This window comes from Paraburkholderia polaris (assembly GCF_012927345.1).
GTDB classification, from domain to species: domain Bacteria; phylum Pseudomonadota; class Gammaproteobacteria; order Burkholderiales; family Burkholderiaceae; genus Paraburkholderia; species Paraburkholderia polaris.
Genome location: NZ_JABBGJ010000011.1, coordinates 15644 through 35919 on the forward strand (window position 1 = coordinate 15644; position 20276 = coordinate 35919).

Below are 20276 nucleotides of genomic sequence, written 5' to 3' on the forward strand. Positions count from 1 at the left end.
CAAAGCGGCCTCAGCGAATGCCAGGTGCAGCGACGCGTACCTTGCTATGATCGCGGGATGCGTTACCACGCAAATGTGCAGGCAAACTCGCACGCCAATGAGTGTGCAAAATGCGTGCACATGCGTGGCATGGGCGAACACACAGGGCCGCTCGGCCCCGAACAGGACGGCAACGACAATGGCAGCAGACATGGACGTCAAGCAGCGCTTTTTTCCGCATACCCAGGATGAACTGAAGGAAATCGCCTCGGACATCCTTCGTCACGCGAAGTCGCTCGGCGGTACCGACGCGGCGACCGAGATTTCCGAAGGCGACGGCCTGTCCGTCTCCGTGCGGCGCGGCGAAGTCGAGACGATCGAACACAACCGCGACAAGATGGTCGGCGTGACGGTGTTCATCGGCAACAAGCGCGGCAACGCGAGCACCTCGGACTTTTCTTCGCAGGCATTGAAAGATACGGTTGCAGCGGCGTACAACATCGCCCGCTTCACGGCGGAAGACGACTGCGCGGGCCTCGCCGAAGCAGACTTGCTCGAAACCGCGCCGCGCGATCTCGATCTGTATCACCCGTGGAATCTGTCGGCCGACGAAGCGGTGGAAATCGCCCGCCGCTCGGAAGACGCGGCGTTCGCAACCGATCCGCAGATCAAGAACTCGGAAGGCGCGAGCGTCTCGGCGCAGCACTCGCAATTCGTGCTGGCGACTTCACGCGGCTTTCTCGCGGGTTATCCGTATTCGCGCCACTACATCGCCTGTGCGCCGATCGCCGGCAGCGGCCGCAACATGCAGCGCGACGACTGGTACACGTCGACCCGCAGCGCGGCAGACCTCGCCGATCCGGAAGCGGTGGGCCGTTACGCCGCGCAACGGGCGCTGTCGCGCATCGGCGCGCGCGGGCTCGACACGCGCAAGGTGCCGGTGCTGTTCGAAGCGCCGCTCGCCGCCGGCATTCTCGGCGCGTTCGTGCAGGCAACGAGCGGCGGCGCGCTGTACCGTAAGACCTCATTCCTCGTCGATAGCCTCGGCAAGCCGGTGTTCGCGCCGCATGTCCAGGTGGTCGAAGATCCGCACGTCGCGCGTGCAATGGGCAGCGCGCCGTTCGACGAAGAAGGCGTGCGCACTAAACAGCGTTCGGTGGTGAAAGACGGCGTGGTGGAAGGCTACTTCCTGTCTACCTACTCGGCGCGCAAGCTCGGCATGCAGACCACCGGCAATGCCGGCGGCTCGCACAATCTGTCGCTGCGCAGCTCGAAGACGCGTCCGGAAGACGACTTCGAGGAAATGCTGAAGAAGCTCGGCACGGGCCTGTTGCTGACCGAACTGATGGGGCAGGGCGTGAACTACGTGACGGGCGATTATTCGCGCGGCGCGTCGGGCTTCTGGGTCGAGAACGGCAAGATCCAGTATCCGGTCGAGGAAATCACCGTGGCGAGCACGCTGCAGGAGATGTTCCGCCATATCGTCGCGATCGGCGCGGATACGATCACGCGCGGCACCAAGGAAACGGGCTCGGTGTTGATCGAACGGATGACGATCGCGGGGCAGTGAGCGGTTTGGCTAGGCTGCTGCGGACTGCTCGCGGATCGGTAGCCGCCGGATAAGGCGACAAGCGGCAAACGGGCAGCAAGCCGTAAACAGAAACGCCACGCAAGCAACTGCGTGGCGTTTTTTCTTAGTGCGAGCGTTGTGGGCTGGTTGCCAATGTTCGACGCTTTGGATAGAAACATGAAGCCCGAACCCAAAGCCCGAAGGGCAAAGCCCAAGCCGCCGCGCCCTCAAGCGCAGCGCAAAACCTCAACTACCCTTGCGCCTATAAGTCACGAACGCATAGTCGAAGTCATTTGGCGCGTCCGCGCGATGCGTTTCGTGCGCAACTTCTTCCCACTCGTTTTCATCGAGTTCAGGGAACGTGGCGTCGCCGTCGAAGTCGGCGGAAATTTCGGTGATGATCAGCTTGTCCGCCTGACGCAATCCTTCCGCATACAGTTGGGCGCCGCCGATCAGAAACGCCTCCGGCGCCTGATCCTGGGCGGCGAGCTTTAGCGCGTCTTCGAGGGTAGTGGCCGCGTCGCAGCCCTGAAAGCGCCGCGTGGCATCCCGTGTCACGACAATGTTGCGGCGTCCCGGCAACGGCCGGCCGATCGATTCGTGCGTCTTGCGGCCCATGATGATGGGCGCGCCCATCGTGGTGCGCTTGAAGAACGCGAGGTCTTCGGGAAGTCGCCAGGGCAACTGGTTGTCGCGGCCGATCACGCCGTTATTGGCGCGAGCGACGATCAGGGTGAGCGTCGTCATCGAATGGAAAGGGGAACGTAACCACGCTGATTCTACCTGAGGCAGAACACGGCGCCGCTATGTCAGCCGGCGCCGCGTGTCAACGCGCCATGGCGCCGCGCCAGGCGCCCCGTCATTTGTGCGCAGGTCCATCGGCGGCGATCGGTTCAAGCGACGCTTTCTCGTCGGCCGCGCTCAGATCCCGCAACCCGTGCTGACCCATCAGCCGGTATAACGTGACGCGCGAAATATTCAGATCGATCGCCGCCTCATTCAGCCGGTGACGATGCCGCAGCAGCGCCGCTTCGATCGCGCGCTTCTCAGCGGCTTCGCGCGCCTGAGAGAGGCTCATGGTCTGTTGCTCGGTGAACTGGGCGAGGTCGAGGTCGTCGGCGGAAATCAGCTTGTTTTCCGCCATCACGATCGCGCGGCGCACCCGGTTGATCAGTTCGCGCACATTGCCGGGCCAGTTGTAGTTGTACATCGCCTCGATCGCCGACGGCGTAAAGCCACGGATCTTGCGCGCGCTGTCGGTCTTGAACTTATGCATGATGTGATGCGCAAGAATCTCGATGTCCTTGCCGCGGGCGCGCAGCGGCGGCTCGTCGACACGCAGCACGCACAGGCGGTGGAACAGGTCGGCGCGGAAGCGTCCTTCGCGCATCGCGATCTCGAGATCCACATGGGTCGCCGAGATGATTCGCACATCCACCGGGATCGATTCGCGGCCGCCGAGCCGGTCGATTTTGCCTTCCTGCAAGAAGCGCAGCAGGCTCGCCTGGCTTTCCATCGGCAGGTCGCCGATTTCGTCGAGCAGTAAGGTGCCGCCGTCCGCGGCCTCGACCCGGCCGATCTTGCGCTGGTTCGCACCGGTGAACGCGCCGCGTTCGTAACCGAATAGTTCAGACTGCAACAGATGGTGTGGAATCGCGCCACAGTTGATGGCGATGAACGGCGCCTTGCGGCGCGGCGAGCGTTCGTGAATCGCCAGCGCGGTGAGTTCCTTGCCGGTGCCGGATTCACCCGAGATGAATACGCTGGCGTCGGTATTGGCGACTTTGCGGATGGTGCGGAAGAGTTGCTGCATCGCTTCGCAGGTGCCGACCATTTCGTCGTCGTCGGCGGCGGTCGCGGCAGACGGGATCTCATCGGCATCGCACAACGTCACCATGCCGAAAGCATGACTGGCGAGGTAGTCGATCGTGGCGTTGGCCACCGGCGTCTTGACGTAGTCGAAGCAGTAGTGGCGGATCAGCCGCCGCACGCCGGAGTCGGTGAGGCGTTCCGAGGTGGCGAGCGCAATCCAGCCGATCTGCTGTTGACGCAGGCTCGCTTCGAGGCCGCCAAGGTCGCGCAACGCAAAGCTGGCCAGGTCGACGATGCCGGCGCATACCACGTCAGGCTTGAGCAGGCGCGCGACCTCATGCGCCGAGCGGGCTACCATCACGTGCCAGCCGCGGCTCTTCAGATGGGCGGTCAGCGTCTCGTCCGGCGTGCGCGCGACATACAGCAGCGCCCGTTCGGTCTGCGCGTGCGGCAGTCCGGTCTCTTTCGCGGCAGCAGAGGGCTTGTGCAAACGCTCCACAGCGGCCTCCAGAGGGTGCGCCAAAGAGACTTCCGAGGGGCGCCCCACGAGGACTTCCGTTGCTCGAGTCACAGGAACGTCCTGCGTTCGGGCAATCGACAGATGAGCGCCGGAGGGCGGTGTAACGCTGCTCAGATGGGGTGATTCGCGCACGATCAACCTCGTATCGTTGACACGTCAAAAAGTGTAGGGAAAGCGCACGCCGATCACGAAGTTCGGCGTGTCGGGCGTGAGGCCGACAGACACCGAACCGTTGATCGTCAAGTGCTTGTTCACTACGTGATTCAAGCCGAAAGTCAGTGCGGCAGCGGTGGTCTCGCTGCCCGGCACCTTCGAATAGGTTCCGCCTGGCGCCTTGGTCTGCGACTCGGGTTCCAGCGCCATGGTGTACGAAATGCTGGCGGAGTCCTTGTCCGAGAACGCCAGCGCTACGCCGCCGCCGAACTGCACGACGTCGCCGATCTTGACCGTCGCCGGTTCGGTCTGGCCGATGACCGACGAGATGTCCGAGAACGAGCGGGCAATGTTGTAGGTGTACGAGACGCTGCCGAACAGCACGACCGGATCGTAGGTTTTCAACACCGACAGACCCGCCGTGATGTTCCAGAAGCCGGTGCCGGTGGGCAGCTTGGTGGGGGCGACGAGGTTGGTGTTGTCGGCATCGACCTGTTGCAGCTTGATGCCGAACGGCGACGAACCGGTCGGCGCCTTGATGCGTAGGCTGGCGACCAGGTCCGGCAGATTGTTGGTTTCCTTCAGGAACTGGTAGTAGATGCCGAAGTTGACGTCGCCAATGTCGCTCGAATTTGCCGAGGCGTCCGACACCGTATTCGCCGCCCCGCCGGCCCCGCCGACGATGAAGTTGCTATGCCGGTAGATATAGGGCACGTCGACGTCGACGCTGATGCGGTCGGTCAGACCATAGCGCGTGTCGAGGTCGGCCATCACCTGGTGCGACTTGGTTTCGCCGAGGTTGATGTTGCCGAGGAAAATCGCATCGAGCGCGAGGAAGCCGGACAGTTGCAACTGGCGGCGGTCGTAGTAGGTATCGTTGATACCCCAGTCGAGGGTCAGCTTGTGCTCGAACAGCGGCGTGTGCTGCTGGCTCTGCACCACTGCGTCTTCCGATTGCGTGCGCACCGGTTGCGCGGCCTTCTGTGTCTGGCCGACCGCGCCGCTGCCGTCGGTCGCTGCCGGCAGGCCGCCCCCACTGCTGTTTTCAGGCACCGGCGGATTGACCGGCACGCCGGTCGCTGTGCTGCTGCCCGGCGCGGGTGTGCCCGGGTTCACCTGGGCAAGCGGCGGCAGCGGCACAGGCAGGCCGTCTGCGCCGGGTTGCTCGGCGACCGCGGCGTCGCCGCCGGTCGGCTCACCGTAACCCGGTGCGCCGCGGCCGCGCTGCGACATTTCGAGGTTCGTGACCTGCCGTTCGAGTGAAACGATCTGCTTTTGCTGCTCGCTGACGACGCGCATGAGCGTGTTCAGCCGGTCTTCGATCGATTGATCGGCGAGCGCCTGCGCGCTGGCCCCCTGCGATAGCGCAAACAGCATGACGGCAGCTGGAATAGCCGCTAGCGCCATGCGCGGCGCACCGGTCTTTGAGAATCTGATCATTTTTGTTCCCCCGGTATTCTGACTGCGCGTCGCAGGTCTCCTGGTGCGTCGCGCGGTCGTTCTGGTACTACGGTCTCCTTCATGATCGGGTGGCGGCCCGTGTTATCTCCTTACGCTGTTTTGCAGGGCTTGTAGGACGCCGATCTGGCGCAGCATCGAGGCCGACATTTGCTGCGTCTGCAAATGCAGTTGCAACTGGTTGGCGACTTGCTGGTTATTGCCTGCAATCTGCAAGAGTTGGGCAATCATGCCGGCTTGTTGCGCGCTGGCCGGCGCGATGGTTTGGGTGGCGACACCGCTCGGCGTTTGCAGTGCAATCGAAATGCCGCCGTTGGCGAGACTGACGGAGGCTGTCACCGAGCCGTTCGCATTGCTTGCGGCAGCCGACGTTGCGTTGTTATAGGTGCCTCCCGTCAGGCTGCCCGGCGACGCGTCGAAATCGATCAGCGCCTGGTTGGTGCCGAGGTTGCCGTTGCCGGCCACCTGAGTGATCTGCGAGACGCCATTGACGTTGACGTTCTGCCCGCCGCTCGCGCTGGCGTTGTGGTTGGCGCCGCTGCCTCCGGTACCGTTCGGGCCGGTCACGGAGGCCGATGAATTGAACTGGACGCTCGCCTGGTTGAGCGTATTGGTGACGATGGCGAGCGCGCCCGAGGCGACAGCGGTGGCGCCGTTCGGCAGCTGCCATTGCGACAGCAGGTTGATGACGACGCCCGAAATGATGTCTCCAGCAATACCTTTGCCGGTCTGGTTGGCGAGGATGGCGTCGTCGACGGGTTGCAGCTTGAGGGCGCTGACGTCTTCAAACACAGTCGATGGCAGCTCGGCAGCGTGCACGACTGTTGCAAGGCCGCACGTCGTGAAACACAACGCACAGCCAATGGTGAGTAAGTTTCGGTCCATGATGAGTCAGAACAACTCTGCCTTGATCAAACCGTATTCAACAAAGGGAGTCGCTGCCGTGCCGTTTTCCAGCGCACGTTGGCGCAGCTTGAGCGCGAGCGACTCGTTGCCTTGCAAGAGCGGAGAATCCTCCATAAATGGCTTGCCGACGACCGCGAACACGAGGCCGTTCCATTTCTTGACGAAGTCGTCTTCCATGACGATGCGGTTGCCGAGCGCTGGGTCGGCAATGAAGATGCGGCCGTCTTCCGCGTGCTTGACGATCACGAAGTGCTCGTAGCCGTCGCTGTTCATCAGCACGAGCACAGGAATCTGCAGGTGATAGAGCGCTTCGGCGGTGACGCGGAAACCTCGGCCGCGCAGGCCGATCGTTTCGACGAACTTCTTCATGTCAAGCATCGAGAAGCCGTTCTTCACCACCACTTCCGGTGTCGAAAACACCATCATGCGTTGGATCATTTCGGTTTCGGGAATGTCGATGCCGTAGCCGTACTTCAGCAATGTGGCCAGAGCGGCCGAGCCGCAGCTGTAGTCGTAACGCTGCGAAACGATGTGGTTGTAGCGTAGCTCGCGGATCGAACGCACGTTCACGTTGATCGGCACGCCCGCTGCGGCGTTCATGTAAAGGGCACTCTGCGCGTGACCCGTCTGCGATAGCACGAGTCCAGCGAAGAGTGCCAAAAAAAGGCCGCGTGTTTCCCTGCTCACCCCGAACATGGTCTATCCCCCCCACTGCGGAGACAGCCGGTCAGCACGAAGGCTGACCGGTGTCCTCCTGCGATACAGCTTTAATTACTGATGCGACACGCTGGCGACTGCAAGGCCGTTGTGTTGCAGGTTGCCTACACCCGACGCGATATTCACACCGATGTTGCCGTTAGCGTTGGACAGAGCACCTGCGCCGAGCAGTGACGAGCCGGTGAACTGGCCAGTGACACTTGCGTCGGCGGTCTGGCAGTTCTGGTCGCTGGCGATGACTTCGCCACCTTGCATGCTGCCGCCATTGTTACGCCCCCAGCCCGAACCGCTGCTGCTGCTGTCAGTCGTAGCCGATGCTGCCAGGCTGTTGTTTTGCACGTTGCCCACACCCGAGGCCACGTTCACGCCGATATTGCCCGTCGCATTGGCCAGCGCGTTTGCGCCGACGGAAGCAACGAAGTTGAAGTCTCCCACTTTCGCCGAGCCGCTCGACGCTTGAGTCGAGTAGATCTGAGCGCTACCGAACACGGGGCCGACATCCATGTTCGACAGGGCGGCGTCATTGGATTGGGCGTTGTCTACGCCGCTGGCGATGTTGACGCCAATGTTGCCGCTCGCGGTGCCCAGGGCGCCGTCACCGATGCCGGCGGACATCGTCGTCGGCGTTTGGGTGTTGATGTGCTGGGTGATGCTGCCGGAGACATTCACTGTGCCTGCGCTGATGTTGTCATGCGCGCTCCAGCCCCATGCGTTGGCGCTCGCGGAGACGTTGCTGCTCTTGTAGTAGCCGGAAGCGCTTTGTTCCGCAGCTTGTGCGAAGTAGCCGGACGAATGTTCTTGTCCCCATGCGGCCTGGTGGCCCGAAGACTGCTCGGCGAAGTAGCCGCCGTAGTTATCCGAGGAGTGCGTGTTCAGCGCACCGGCGAAGCCGGCCGCTACCCCGCCGAAGATCACGCCATGGCCGCCGCCGAGGCCGGCGATGAAGCCGGCTGCCAGATAGCCGTTCGCGCTGTTGTGGGTGTTGACGTGGTTGCCGCCGGCATACGACCCTTCGACGCCTTGGTTGAAGCCGCTGCTTTCGCCGAAGCTCTGGCCTTGTGCATAAGCTGCAGCCGATTGTTCTTGCGAGCCTTCAGCAAACGAGCCCGCGCTGTACGACGAGTGAACCGCGTAGTTCGAGCCGCTGCCGCTGCCGTTGAACCAGGAATTGGTCGCATCGATGGTGGTGGTCACCTTGCCACTGGTGTAGCTCTGCGGCGGCGTCTTCATGTTGACGCCACTGATGTCTACATTTTGCGTGTTGTTGACGGTGGCGCCGGAACTGCTCGACACGTCTACCTTGCCGCGCAGCGTAATGAAGCCGAATTCGCCGATGTCGGTATAGACGCTCGTTGCCGTAAAGAGCTCAGCCGGGTCGCAGCCGGCCGTGCATTCGGCGTAAGCCGAACCTGCTGCCATCGTCGACAGGACAGCCGCTGCAATGATAGTGCGCTTCATGATGACGCTCCGATAAAGAGTGTGGCTCGTTAGAAAAAGGTGCCCGCCGGGGGACGGAGCACAAAACTGTTTGAACTGACGTTACCTGAGCCGGCTGTCTGGTTGATCTGGACGATCCCACTGACGTTTTTGAGCGCGTCCGTACCGATGGACACCTCGCGTGCGTCGTGGTTACCGCTAGAACTTCCCAGACCGCCGCCCTTGGCGGTCGTAGCGGATAGCACCCCATCCGCTACGATCTCCGCTTCAATCGGCCCAGAACCAATTACGGCGCTGTTCCGCTGAAGATTCCCTACACCCGCCGACTGATTCACTTCGATAAGGCCAGAGGTGTTTGAAAATGCATTACTGCCGATCGTGCTCTTCGCGGCCGCCGCCTTGGCGTTCGTGGCCGCGCCCTGCATGCTGCCGATCAGGTTGAAAGGCGTTTGTCCGTTGGTGATCACGCCTTGATTCGCTTGGGCGTTATCGAGGCCGGAGGTCTCGTTGATGGCCACGACCCCCGTGGCGCCGTTCACCGCGCCGGTACCGATCAGCGACTCGGCGTCGACCAGGGCAGGCAGCGTTTGAGCGTGGGCCGCAAAGCTCGCACAGCCGAGCAATGCCCAGGCGAGCAGGGGCCAGCGCGATTGTTTGCGTGACGGAAGGCGCCTGGCCGGTGCGCGTGAGGTTGTCATTTCATGGCTCCTAGAGCAGCGCCCAAGGGGGCGAGGGCACCGTTGACTGACTGGGCAATCGAGCTGCCGATTCCACCGGCGCCGCCGAAGCTGGCACCCGCGCCGACCGGAACGCTGTTGCCGTTGCCTGCCAGCATGTGTTCGATACTGTTGGCGCCGACCAGCGATGGCATAAAGCCGTTGCCGGTGATGCCGGTGGTGCCGTGCGCGCTGTTCAGGTCGAGATCGCTCGCCATCGAGCCGATCGAGCCATCGAAGGTCGCGGTCGGGAAGGTTTGGACCTGGACCGAGATCGGGTCCTGGTTCTTCGGCACCGGCACGAACGCGTCGCGTGGCGTGATGTCGCGCTCAATGATCAGGTTGCCGCGTTCCGTGTTCGACTGTGCGGCTGCGCCCGTCACGGCGCCGGCAGCGAGCACGCCGAGCAGCGCGGACAGCAGGGCTGCGCAAGGGCGGCGGCTGCTCGGCTTCTGGGTTGTGGCGTTCATGTCAGTTCCTTGCGAGCGGACGATCGGTCGGTGCGGTCTTGAGCAGCGAGCAGTCGTTGCGCTAATTTCTCTGGTAGCTCGTGACGTTGCCTTGTGCGGAGCGGGCGACGTCGACGGGAACCGGCAACTGCGACGGCGGGGCGATTTCGTCCCACAGCGTCACGCCGTTGCCGCCGTTATTGAAGCCGCGCATCATCTGCGGCGTGGCAGCGACCATCAACATGCCGCTGAAGCCGCCGCGCTGGCGGGACAGCGCCTGATCGTCCAGCACGAGATCGTCCACAGGCGCGGCGTCGGCGGGAATGCTCAGCGCGTTGCCGGCCAGATCGCTGCGGGACGTGGCGCTGTCGTTCGTGCTGGCCGCCGTGTTGTCCACCGCAGCGGTGCTCGCCGTATCAGTGGCCGTCGTGTTCGGCGAGGCCACCACTGCGAACGTCGAGCTCGCGAGGGTGGCGGAGCCGGCATCGGCGGTTTCGGCCATCGTGGCGGATTGAGGCAGTGCGAATTCCTGTGCATTGACGCCAGCGGGCAGCACGATCAAAAGCACCGCGGCGGCGCATAGTGCGGCGCAAGGTGCAATGCTGCTCGGGGCGATGCGGAAAAAGAGTCGCATGATGTGTCTCCTTGGTGCACAGCATTTAGCGAAACGTGTGCCATGAGTCGCAATCCGTTGATGCGTCGGGATGTGACCCGCATACCTCGGACTAACACCTGAGAAATCAGACAAAAACGTTTCAGCGCTGAAACGGCAGGCAGAAAATACCTATAATTCGTTAAACCCGACGGTATGAACTACCTTGGGGTGAACGCTAGGAAAAGCGCTTCCACAATGCTTTTATTCATAAGTTGAATAAGTGTTGATCGGCCGCTTGGCCTTGCTGGGAAAGGGGTCCCCGATTAAATTCGCATAATTGTTTTCCAAGTGGCGCGCGTATAGTAAGCTCTCGAAAACAGCTTCAGATTTAAAAAAGCCCGCTAACGGGCCGTCTCAAACACACACGCCGCTTTCTTGGGGATCAGCTGTCCGCACGGAATGGAATGGCCGTTCGGGTTTTGCTCTTTCGCGAATCCCGAACGAGTCAGCGTGTCTGAATTTTGGTTCAGGTGCGTGCGTCATCCTTAACGTTCGTTGACGAGAGGATCTGAATAATGGAACCCGCAACGCGGCAACTGATTTACGTTTCGCGCGATCCGAGCGCGGAGCTGAATACTTGCTTCCATCAGCGCGGCTGGCATGTCGAAGTCGTGGGGTCGGCGCGCGACGTGCGCCGTGCCGTTCGCACTGGAATGGCGGCGGGCGGCTTGCTCGATCTGTCTAGCGAATTTCAGCCACACGAGATCGCCGCGTTCGAGTCCTGCCTGACCATGCCGAACGTCGGCTGGGTCGCGGCCACCACGCCTGGGCAATTGCAGGACGCAGCCTTGCGCCGGCTCGTGCGGGACTATTGTTTCGACTATGTAACGGTGCCTTACTCGGGCGACAGGATCGTCGATTCGGTCGGTCATGCGTACGGCATGATCTCGCTCGGCGAGCCGGCTTCGAACGATGCATCGCAAGGCGCCGAAGGGGAAATGGTCGGCTCGTGCGACGCGATGCTCGCACTGTTCCGTTCGATCCGCAAAGTAGCGATGACCGACGCGCCGGTGTTTATTTCAGGCGAATCGGGCACGGGCAAGGAGTTGACCGCGGTCGCGATCCACGAACGCTCGGCGCGCCGCAATGCCCCCTTTGTGCCGATCAACTGCGGCGCGATTCCGCCGCATCTGTTGCAATCCGAACTATTCGGCTATGAGCGCGGCGCGTTCACCGGCGCCAATCAGCGCAAGATCGGCCGCGTAGAAGCGGCCAACGGCGGCACGCTGTTTCTCGACGAAATCGGCGATCTGCCGCTCGAAAGCCAGGCGAGCCTGCTGCGCTTCCTGCAGGAACGCAAGGTGGAGCGGCTGGGCGGCCACGGTTCGATCGACGTCGACGTGCGCATCATCTCGGCGACTCACGTGGATATGACGGCCGCGATGATCGAAGGACGGTTCCGCTCCGACCTGTATCACCGGCTGTGCGTGCTGCAAATCGACGAACCGCCGTTGCGTGCGCGTGGTAAGGATATCGAACTGCTTGCGCGGCACATGCTGGAGCGTTTCAAGAAAGATGCAAGCCGCCGTCTGCGCGGTTTCGCGCCCGACGCCATCGCAGCGCTGCATAACTACGGCTGGCCGGGCAACGTGCGCGAGTTGATCAATCGCGTGCGGCGCGCCATCGTGATGTCGGAAGGGCGCGCGATCACGGCGCGCGATCTCGAGTTGGCCGAGTATGTAGAGATCGTGCCGGTGTCGCTCGCGCAGGCGCGCGAAGCGGCCGAACGTCAGGCAATCGAGCTTGCGCTCCTGCGTCATCGCGGCCGTCTCGGCGACGCCGCGCATGAACTCGGCATTTCGCGCGTGACGCTGTACCGCCTGCTGTGCTCACACGGCATGCGCCATATGGAAGGCGAACCGCTGGTCACGCCGCACGGCGAGTTGCCGGCCTCGGTGCCGCATCTTTGACGGGTTTTCCAGTCGCTATTTTCTCCGCCGCGCGCCCCGACCGGGCGCCGTCCGGCTGCGCTTGTTAAAATCGGGTTTTCCGCTCAATCTCCGTGGCGCATGCTCTTGACCCAAGGGCGCGCTTCGTCGAAGGAACCCGCATGAAACAATACCTCGACCTCGTCCGCACGATTCTCGACACCGGCACGTGGCAGGAGAACCGCACCGGCATCCGCACCATCAGCATGCCGGGCGCCATGTTGCGCTTCGACCTCCAGCAGGGCTTTCCCGCGGTCACCACAAAAAAGCTGGCGTTCAAGTCGGCGGTGGGCGAACTGGTCGGGTTTCTGCGCGCCTCGCGCAGCGCCGCGGATTTTCGCGATCTGGGCTGTAAGGTGTGGGACGCGAACGCCAATCAGAATCCGCAATGGCTCGCCAATCCATATCGTCAGGGGGCGGACGACCTCGGCGACGTGTACGGCGTGCAATGGCGCCAGTGGCCGGCCTACAAGGTGCTGGACGCAGGCGCGAGCGCGCAACTGGCCGACGCCACGGCGCGTGGCTTCCAGGTGGTGACGGAATTCGAGGAAGACGGCAGCCGCAAAGTGCTGCTGTACAAAGCGATCGACCAGTTGCGGCAGTGTCTCGACACGATCATGCAGAACCCCGCCGACCGGCGAATTTTGTTTCATGCCTGGAACCCCGCCGTGCTGGACCAGATCGCGCTGCCGGCTTGCCACCTGCTTTATCAGTTCCTGCCGAATGTCGCGCGCCGTGAAATTTCGCTGTGTTTGTACATTCGCAGCAACGATGTCGGCCTCGGCACGCCGTTCAATCTGACCGAAGGCGCGGCTTTGCTGCATCTTGTCGGCCGCCTGACGGGTTATACGCCGCGCTGGTTCACGTACTTCATCGGCGACGCGCACATCTACGAGAACCAGCTCGACATGCTGCAGCAACAGCTCACGCGCGAGCCGTATGAAAGCCCCGCCTTCGCGATCTCGGACCGTGTGCCGGACTATGCGAAAACCGGTGTGTATGAGCCGGAATGGCTCGAGAAAATCGAGCCCTCGGACTTCTCGCTGGTCGGCTACCGCCACCATGAGCCGCTCACCGCGCCGATGGCGGTGTGAACGCGATCTGAGCATCGGCTCGCAGCCGGCTCAAAGAAAAACCCCCGCGATGTGAATGCGGGGGTTTTTTCTTGCCGCTTTGCGGCGGTCAAGTTGCAAGCGCTCTTAGCCGGGCACGGGACCCTTAGCCTTTGTGGTGCTCGTCACGGTTGCCGCTGCTCGAATGCTGCTCGTCATGCTGCGGATGCGGTTGAGGACGCGGCTGCTGCGCCTGCTGCGGATGCGGTTCAGGGCGCGGCTGCTGCACCTGCTGCGGGCGCGGCTCAGGACGTGGCTGCTGCACCTGCTGTGGACGTGGTTCAGGGCGTGGCTGCTGTGCCTCTTGCGGACGCGGCTGCTGTGCCTGTTGCGGCTGCGGATGATATTCCTGACGCGGTTGCTGCTCCGCCTGCGGCATCGGTTGCGGCCGCGGCTCCTGCGGCTGGGCGTGTACTTCAGGCGCGCGCTGCGGCTGCGCTTCCGGCTGACGCTGAGCCTGTTGCTGCGGCTCAGGGCGGGCCTCCAGCTGTCGAGCCTGTTGCTGCGGCTCAGGGCGGGTCTCCGGCTGGCGAGTCTGCTCCTGCGGGGCGCCATGCTGCTGCGCCTGTTGGGCCATCGGCGTGTGCGGCTGCGTCCATGCAGGCTCGTGCCGTCCTTCCGCGCCCGGCTGCTGACCCGCTTGCCCCGGCGCGCCGTGCTGCTGCGCGTAAGCGTTCGGGTTGGCGCCGTTCGCTTGCGGCGGATGCGGCACCCCATTGGACGGATGACCCTCTTCGCCGGGTTGCTCGTGCAGGTTGGCCATTTGCGGTGCCATGCCTGGCCGCGCTTGCGGTTCGCCGCCACGCGGCGGTTGCGCGTTGACCGGCGCTTCGCCTGGCCGCTGACCGGCCTGCTGCATGCCGTTAGGCGTACCCGGTGCCCCTGGCGCCGCGCCCGGTGTCCGACCGGCCATATGCGACTGTACGACCCGCACGTTCTGCACCGGCATCACCCCCGGACCACCCGCCATGTGAGCCGGCACCGAGGTTCGCACGATCGGCTCGCCCGCGCCCGGCACCCGTCCGCCGCTCTGCGCAAAGCGTTGCGCGAGACTGTCGTGATACGCAGCCGGCACGGCCGGACTGCGCGTGGCGACGACCGGGCGCGCCATCACGCCGGCCGGCGGCCGGTAGTTCGCGTTACGCAGGCCAGGCCCGAAGCTTTCCTTCACTGGCGCGATCCCCGGACCGCCTGGGTTGATCTGCGCGTTGCGCCACTGTTGCGGATCGACCTTCTGCGCGAAGCGGCCGACCGATTGACCGTGCACGAAGGCCGTCGCCGGCACCGCGGTCACGCCACCCGGCGCGCGATAGTTGATGTACGTGTTGTGGATGTTGGTCACATTCACATTCGTCACGTTGACGTTGCGGTTGTAATTGTTGACGACCGTCGTGTTGTTGACGCGGTTGTAGTAACCCGGGCTCCAGTGGTCGTGACCGCCCCAGTTCGGATGCCACGGCTCGCCCGGGCCCAGCGGAAACCACGCCACACCGGCTGCGACGGCGCCGCCAATCGCCAGACTCACCCCCCAGTTGACTCCACCGCCGCCACCGCCGCCCACGAAGGCGACCAGTGCCGGCGCGTAGACGGGCGGTTCGCTGACTACAACCGGTCCAGGCACCCACGCCCACGAGTCGTCGACGTAAGCCCAGCGGCCATAGTGGTAGGGCGCAAAGCCCCACGGCGCATCGTCGACCCAGGTCCAGCCCCACGGCGCTTGCCATACCCAATGGCCGTCGTGATAAGGCGCCCAGCCGACGGGTGTCGCACGCGGCACCCACACTTCACCGTACTGCGGGCTGCTGCGCCACGTGCCGTTGGCGTCGAGATCCTGATAGCCGGGGATGTCGCGCGACACGTAGCGCGCCGACACCGAGCGGTCTTCCGCCGCGTCGCGGCTCGCCGCCCATTGATCGAAGCCGTCGAGACCGGGTGCGCCGTTATCAGCGACCTGTTGCAGGTTGGTGCCGGCGAAGCGGATCTGCTGGCCGGCCGCGACCGGCACCTGGCCGCTGTCGCCGTATACGGTCGCGCTGCCGCTGCGCACGGTGACGGTGGTGCTGCTGCCGTCCGGCGCGACGTCGACGCGATAGTCGCCGGGTCCGTTCAGGCCGAGCGCCAGATTTGGCGTGTCGATTTCATAGGAGGCGCCGGGCGTCAGCTCGCGCACCCGCGCCGACAAAGTGCCCTGCGCGACCTTCAGCTGCGCACTGTTGTCATCAAGATTGAGGATGTCGAGGCTGGTGGACTGGTCGAGGCGCACCGCGGTCGAGCCGATATGCAGTTCGGAGCGCGCGTTCTGATCGTTCCATAACTGATCGCCGGTGGTGAGCGGGCGATTGATTTGTGCGTACGACCAGTCGGTTGCGCCGGCCGGCTCGGTAGTGACTGCACCGGCTGTGTAGTTCAGACGCGCAACGCGCCCCGGCGGATCGGTGTTCTGCGAGGCGGCGCCCGGCGGCGCCTGTTCGGCTTCCTGCGCAAAGGTGGCTTGCGCCGCGAACAAAAATGCCGCAGCGGCGATCAGCGTGTAGCCGGTAATCCGGCGTTTCGAGTGTTGGGGTGTGGTCACTGTTCTCATAATTTATCTCCGACGGACGCGGCATTTTGCTGCATCCGTGGCCCACTGTACCCGCGAGGATTGTTTCAAGGTCCCCACTTTTGTAAGGCCGCCTCACCAGCGTGTAACAAAAGGTCTCGATAAGGTATTTCGTAAGCTGAATGCGCGGATTCTGTAATCACGTCAGGCGTTAGGTGCGGCTTCAAACGGCCAGAAATGCGTCGAAATGCCGATGACCTGCGGGCGTGATGCGCAAGATGCGCGGCCGCTCGGTACGCTCGACCCAGCCATGCGCCGACCACGAATCGAGCAGCGCGGCGCCGAGCGCGCCGCCTAGGTGCGGACGCCGCTCGCTCCAGTCGGGACAGGTGCAGGCGAAGCGCCGCCGACGGCTTTTCTGGGCGGACATGTCGATGCCCCAATCGGCGAAACGGGCGGCGCCGTCGGCGGTAGCTTCGAGCGACGAGCCGTGCAGCGTCAGCAGGCCGCGTTCGACCAGCCGCGCGAACACCCGCACTGATAGTTCGCCCGCCATGTGGTCATAGCAGGTGCGGGCATAGCGCATGTCGACCGGCACGGTGCGCACCGGACGCGGCACGGCCCGTTGCGGCGCGCTGACCTGCGCGACGTTGGCGAGCGCTTCGATGGATGCGGCGATATCCGCCGAGGCGATCCGGAAATAGCGGTGCCGGCCGCGTACTTCGAGCGCGAGCAAGCCGCCGTCGGTCAGGCGTGCGAGGTGGGCACTGGCTGCCGACGGCGAGAGCCCGGCGATCATCGTCAGCTCGCCGGCCGGGCGGGCGCTGCCGTCCATCAGCGCCCACAGCATCGCGGCGCGGCCGGGGTCGGCGAGCAGCGCACCGATATGGCTCAAGCCTGGGAAGTGGTTTTGTTGGTCTGCGAGGTTCATGGGCATCTGGCGTCTCCGGTTGGCGGCGCGGCAGGGCGCCATGCAGTCCACTGTATCTGGCTGATGTATTCGATGTTTCAGCTTAGCGTGAATCGTGGAATGCAGCGGCTACGAAAATCCGGCGGCCACGGCGGCTAGCGTGTGCTTCGGTGTTTCGGTGCTTCAGTGCTTCAGTGCTTCAGTGCTTCAGTGCTTCGGTGCTTCAGTGCTTCAGTGCTTCAGTGCTTCGGTGCTTCAGTGCTTCAGTGCTTCGGTGCGCAGTGCGTCGCTGCTCCGGTGCTTCGATGTCCTTGGATGCCGCTTCGGAGTCGCGCCCGCCCGCCAGGCTAGAATCGGACTCTGTCCTTGCGGGAACACGCTGTCATGAAATTTCTTCTTGTCGCCGCCGTCACGGTTCTGCTGTTCAGCGCGTGTGCGCAGGGCGGTTCCGGTTCGAGCTCGGGTGCAGGCACGGGCAGCATCACGATGTACGGGACGATCGACGAGGGCATTACGGTCCACAAATAATGCCCAAGGCGGCCGTGCTTGCCTTTTCGGGCGGGTGAGCGTGGCGGCTGGCTGGAATTGATGCATCATTGTCATTTCTGCCATCTGCGACCATGTGACGATCTGGGCATTGCCACTTTCGCCGCCCGAGGCCTACCGATGCCGTCGTCCGCTGCTTCTTCCACCGCTTCTGCCGCTTCTGCCGCTTCCACCGCCTCCACCGCCTCCACCGCTTCGTCCACCGCCCCCACAGCCCCTTCGTCTTTTGCCGCCAGTCAAACGGGCTCCGGCCATTCCGATCCCGACGGCCGGCGTGCCGCACGCGTGCTGGCGGTCTGCCAGGCGCTCTACACCTCATCTGTTTCGATTGATTTAACCTTGACCGGTCTGGTCGGCTACACGCTCGCCGACGACAAGGCGCTCGCGACGCTGCCGTTCTCGCTGATTACAGTCGCCGCCGCGCTAACCACGATCTTTGCGTCGTTCCTGATGGCGCGCATCGGCCGGCGTGCGGGCTTCGTGCTTGGCGCGGGCGTCGGCGCGCTGGGCGGGGCCGTCTCCGTCTGGGCGATCTTTCATCACAGTTTCTGGGTGTTCTGCGCCGGCACGGCGACGGTCGGTGTGTTTCAGGCGTTCGCGCAGTACTACCGGCTGGCGGCCGCGGATGCCGTCGGAATCGAAGGCAAAAGCCGCGCGATTTCGACGGTGCTCACCGGCGGCGTGGTGGCCGCTGTCTGCGGGCCGCTTCTTGCCGCATGGAGCAAGGACTGGCTCGCGCCGGTCGCGTTCGCGGGTTCCTATGCGCTTGTCACCGCCCTCGGGCTCGTATCGATTGTCATGCTGGCGCTGCTGTATCGCGACGCCGCACCGCCCGCGAGCGTGGCCGTGACTCGCGAACCGGCCCGGCCGCTCGGCGAAATCGTCCGGCAGCCGATCTTTGCCGCTGCGCTCGCCAACAATGCGCTTGGCTACGCCGTGATGATGTTCGTGATGACCGCGACGCCGATTGCGGCGGTCGCATGCGGCCACACGATTGGCGACGGCGCGGCGATCATTCAATGGCACCTGGTCGGCATGTTCGCGCCGTCACTGTTTTCCGCACGCTTGATCAAGCGCTTTGGCGTGCTGCCGGTGATCGGTGCGGGAATCGCGCTGTCGGCGCTGTGCGGTGTGTTGGCGTTGCGTTCGACCGATCTGCCGCATTTCTACGCAGCGCTCGCATGTCTTGGCGTGGGTTGGAATTTCATGTTCGTCGGTGGCTCGACGCTGCTCGCGCAATCGTACCGGCCGTCCGAGCGGGCCAAGACGCAGGCAACCAGCGAATTCACGACCTTTGCGTTTTCCGCGCTGGGCTCGCTGTTCGCCGGGCAATTGCTGGCGCGCTTCGGCTGGGCGACGATCAATGCCGCGATCTTTCCGCTGCTCGGGATGGCGGCGTTGGCCACGCTGGGGTATGCGTGGTCGAGTAAGCGGCAAGTCGCGGAGGGGGTGTGCTGATGACTGCACGTCATATCGTTTTCGCGGTCGCTCCTGATCTCGTGCTGCTCGATGCATGCGGGCCGCTCGAAGCGTTCTGGCGCGCAGAGTTGACCGTAGCCGCAGCGGCCGGCGCCGGTGGCGCCTCTGCCGCTTGTCTCGTCGCAGGCGGATTGGTCGGAGTACGCGGATCTGCTGGATCAGGCGGATCAGGCGGATCAAGCGGATCAGGCGGATCAGGCGGATCAGGCGGATCAGGCGGATCAGGCGGACCAGGCGAACCAAGCGGAGCAACCGGCTCAAACAGCAAGCCCGCCGAGCCGATCGCCTATCGCACGACCGTCGCGTCGATCGACGGTGGCGTGCTGCAAACCTTCCCGGGCCTGCCGGTCGTCACGCAACGGCTCGATTCGCTCGACGACCAGCCGATCGACACGCTGATCGTCCCCGGCGTCCCGATCGACGCACACTGCACGTTGCAGCCAGAACTCGTCGCGTGGATCAGACGCCGTGCGCCGCAGGCGCGACGCGTGTGCTCGGTCTGCACGGGCGCCTTCTATCTGGCGGCGGCGGGCCTGCTCGACGGCCGCCGCGCGACCACTCATTGGCGCGACGCGCCGCATCTCGCGCGCCGCTTTCCCAGCGTCCAGGTCGACGCTGACCCGATCTTCATCCGCGACGTAGGCAACGGTGAAGGCGAGAGCGTCGTCTGGACATCGGCGGGCGTGACGGCGGGCATCGATCTGGCGCTGGCGTTGATCGAAGAAGATGTCGGCCACGCGGTCGCGATGCAGGCGGCACGGCGGCTGGTGGTGTTCATGAAGCGACCCGGCGGCCAGTCGCAATTCAGCGCTGCGCTGGCAGCCCAGGCTTCGGCGGGCGGACCGTTCGAGGCGCTGCATAGCTGGATGGCGGCTCATTTGCGCGACGATCTGTCGGTCGAGCGGCTGGCCGAGCGCGCGCAGATGAGTCCGCGGACTTTTGCGCGGCGCTACGTCGACGAGGTCGGCCGCACGCCGGCTAAAACCGTGTCGGCACTGCGTCTGGAGGCGGCCGCGCGGGTGCTGGCGGAGTCGCGCCGGCCGCTCAAGCGGATTGCGCTCGATTGCGGCTTCGGCAGCGAGCAGAACTTGCGACGCGCGTTTGTACGGCGCTTCGGCGTGTTGCCGCTCGAGTATCGGGAGCGTTTCGAGTCCGCCGTCGCGCCGCGGCGCGAGTCGGGTTACGCGGCTACCGAGGCGAGTTGAAGGGGGCGGTTAGCCGGGCGACGGGCAGTAAAGCTAGCAAATCGCATGGACCGGAACGGCGAGTAGAGTGGCAAATCAAGCAGAGCGATCTGCCGGGTAAGGTGGCGCTCGCGATCTGAGCTGCGACCCGAAGTGGCCGATAGCGACCGATAGCGACCGATAGCGACGGAGAGGGTCACTGAGCG

The 20276-nt window shown here is 64.1% G+C and carries 17 protein-coding genes; 6 read left to right on the forward strand and 11 right to left on the reverse strand.

What is annotated here, in order from left to right:
* Positions 1 to 178 precede the first annotated feature (178 nt).
* A complete protein-coding gene (gene pmbA, locus HHL24_RS11835; RefSeq protein ID WP_169485666.1) occupies positions 179 to 1549 on the forward strand; it encodes a metalloprotease PmbA in 1371 nt (456 codons plus the stop codon).
* Positions 1550 to 1795: 246 nt separating this feature from the next.
* Here pmbA and HHL24_RS11840 read toward each other — a convergent pair whose 3' ends face one another.
* The 9 genes from HHL24_RS11840 to HHL24_RS11880 all read right to left on the reverse strand — a co-directional run bounded on the left by HHL24_RS11840 (position 1796) and on the right by HHL24_RS11880 (position 10351).
* Positions 1796 to 2296: a dihydrofolate reductase gene (locus HHL24_RS11840; protein WP_169485667.1), complete on the reverse strand. Its 501-nt coding sequence runs from the start codon at positions 2294 to 2296 to the stop codon at positions 1796 to 1798.
* Between the two features lie 112 nt (positions 2297 to 2408).
* A complete protein-coding gene (locus tag HHL24_RS11845; RefSeq protein WP_407947498.1) occupies positions 2409 to 3851 on the reverse strand; it encodes a sigma-54 dependent transcriptional regulator in 1443 nt (480 codons plus the stop codon).
* Positions 3852 to 4037: 186 nt separating this feature from the next.
* A complete protein-coding gene (locus HHL24_RS11850) occupies positions 4038 to 5474 on the reverse strand; it encodes a hypothetical protein (protein ID WP_230417419.1) in 1437 nt (478 codons plus the stop codon).
* 102 nt (positions 5475 to 5576) lie between these two features.
* Entirely contained in the window at positions 5577 to 6377 is an 801-nt protein-coding gene (locus HHL24_RS11855) for a peptidase C39 (RefSeq protein ID WP_169485668.1), read from the reverse strand.
* Positions 6378 to 6383: 6 nt separating this feature from the next.
* Positions 6384 to 6998, reverse strand: a complete 615-nt coding sequence (locus HHL24_RS11860; protein WP_230417427.1) for a C39 family peptidase — start codon at positions 6996 to 6998, stop codon at positions 6384 to 6386.
* Positions 6999 to 7169: 171 nt separating this feature from the next.
* Positions 7170 to 8573 carry a hypothetical protein gene (locus HHL24_RS11865; protein WP_169485670.1) on the reverse strand — a complete coding sequence of 468 codons (1404 nt, stop codon included), beginning with the start codon at positions 8571 to 8573 and terminating at the stop codon, positions 7170 to 7172.
* A gap of 29 nt (positions 8574 to 8602) precedes the next feature.
* Positions 8603 to 9250: a hypothetical protein gene (locus tag HHL24_RS11870; RefSeq protein ID WP_169485671.1), complete on the reverse strand. Its 648-nt coding sequence runs from the start codon at positions 9248 to 9250 to the stop codon at positions 8603 to 8605.
* Positions 9247 to 9738, reverse strand: coding sequence for a hypothetical protein (locus tag HHL24_RS11875; protein ID WP_169485672.1), 492 nt, complete (start codon positions 9736 to 9738; stop codon positions 9247 to 9249). Before HHL24_RS11875 ends, HHL24_RS11870 begins: the two co-directional genes overlap by 4 nt.
* 61 nt (positions 9739 to 9799) lie before the next feature.
* Positions 9800 to 10351 carry a hypothetical protein gene (locus HHL24_RS11880; protein ID WP_169485673.1) on the reverse strand — a complete coding sequence of 184 codons (552 nt, stop codon included), beginning with the start codon at positions 10349 to 10351 and terminating at the stop codon, positions 9800 to 9802.
* A 536-nt stretch (positions 10352 to 10887) separates the two neighbouring features.
* Between HHL24_RS11880 and HHL24_RS11885 the strand changes: the two genes are divergently transcribed.
* Both HHL24_RS11885 and HHL24_RS11890 read left to right on the forward strand, forming a co-directional pair.
* Positions 10888 to 12282: a sigma-54 dependent transcriptional regulator gene (locus tag HHL24_RS11885; protein ID WP_169485674.1), complete on the forward strand. Its 1395-nt coding sequence runs from the start codon at positions 10888 to 10890 to the stop codon at positions 12280 to 12282.
* Between the two features lie 140 nt (positions 12283 to 12422).
* A complete protein-coding gene (locus HHL24_RS11890) occupies positions 12423 to 13394 on the forward strand; it encodes a thymidylate synthase (protein ID WP_169485675.1) in 972 nt (323 codons plus the stop codon).
* 124 nt (positions 13395 to 13518) lie between these two features.
* Here the strand turns inward: HHL24_RS11890 and HHL24_RS11895 are convergent, their stop codons facing one another.
* Both HHL24_RS11895 and HHL24_RS11900 read right to left on the reverse strand, forming a co-directional pair.
* A complete protein-coding gene (locus tag HHL24_RS11895) occupies positions 13519 to 15993 on the reverse strand; it encodes a DUF6600 domain-containing protein (RefSeq protein ID WP_169485676.1) in 2475 nt (824 codons plus the stop codon).
* 181 nt (positions 15994 to 16174) lie between these two features.
* The gene (locus HHL24_RS11900) at positions 16175 to 16888 is read right to left on the reverse strand and encodes an ArsR/SmtB family transcription factor (protein WP_407947495.1); all 714 of its coding nucleotides are present in this window, start codon (positions 16886 to 16888) and stop codon (positions 16175 to 16177) included.
* A 357-nt stretch (positions 16889 to 17245) separates the two neighbouring features.
* On the opposite strand from HHL24_RS11900, the gene HHL24_RS11905 reads away from it, so the two are divergent.
* From HHL24_RS11905 to HHL24_RS11915, 3 genes are all read left to right on the forward strand, one after another.
* On the forward strand, positions 17246 to 17389 hold the full coding sequence (locus HHL24_RS11905) for a hypothetical protein (protein ID WP_169485678.1): 144 nt from the start codon (positions 17246 to 17248) through the stop codon (positions 17387 to 17389).
* A 138-nt stretch (positions 17390 to 17527) separates the two neighbouring features.
* Positions 17528 to 18865, forward strand: coding sequence for an MFS transporter (locus HHL24_RS11910; protein WP_230417420.1), 1338 nt, complete (start codon positions 17528 to 17530; stop codon positions 18863 to 18865).
* Positions 18865 to 20091 carry a GlxA family transcriptional regulator gene (locus HHL24_RS11915; protein ID WP_169485680.1) on the forward strand — a complete coding sequence of 409 codons (1227 nt, stop codon included), beginning with the start codon at positions 18865 to 18867 and terminating at the stop codon, positions 20089 to 20091. The genes HHL24_RS11910 and HHL24_RS11915 overlap by 1 nt, the downstream gene beginning before the upstream one ends.
* The last annotated feature ends 185 nt before the right edge of the window (positions 20092 to 20276 follow it).